Genomic DNA, 633 nt, shown 5'->3' with positions numbered 1-633 from the left:
GAATGACTATGATGCCTTTGTTCGAATATTCAATGCAGATGGTTCAGCCAGATCAGGTCAGATAACAGTTCATGACCCTGCCCTGTCAGGACAAAATAACACAGCCATATCAAGTCTCTCAGATGGTAATTTTATTGTGTCCTGGACAAACACTGTTGATCACGGTGTATGGGGACCCAATAACACAGAGATTTCCGCGCGTATTTTCAATCCTGAAGGACAAGCTATAACAGATGTAATTACTGTTAATCAGCATCTAACTGGCTTCCAGGATCAGACTGACGTTACATCTTTGGCCAATGGCAATTTCATTATAACTTGGCAAAGTCAGGATCCAAATGTTGATGGCGACAATTATGGCGTCTCTGCACGTATATATGACGCAGCAGGAACCCCCCTTAGTAACGAGTTCACTCTTAACACCACCAACATTTCTGGCGCGCAACAAACGCCAGAGATCACATCACTTACTACAGGAGGCTTTGTCGCTGTATTTAGCTCAACCGATGGGTTATTCGCCCGCGTATTTGATGCCAATGGGCAAGCCTTAACAGACGAATTCAAGGTTGATTCAAGAAACAGTTATTTCAATAGTCCAAATGTTGTTGGTTTAGAAGACGGGGGCTTTGCAGT

The 633-nt window shown here is 43.6% G+C and carries 1 protein-coding gene; it reads left to right on the top strand.

Features of this window, described 5'->3' with window-relative positions; translation table 11 throughout:
• Positions 1 to 633, top strand: a 633-nt coding sequence (locus O4H49_RS20520; protein ID WP_269425297.1) for a hypothetical protein, incomplete at both ends; no start/stop codon positions are given.

Origin of the sequence: Kiloniella laminariae, from assembly GCF_027214005.1 — a bacterium.
GTDB classification, from domain to species: Bacteria; Pseudomonadota; Alphaproteobacteria; order Kiloniellales; family Kiloniellaceae; genus Kiloniella; species Kiloniella laminariae_A.
Note: the sequence above shows the minus strand (reverse complement) of the source record. Positions and strands in the feature narration are given on the sequence as shown.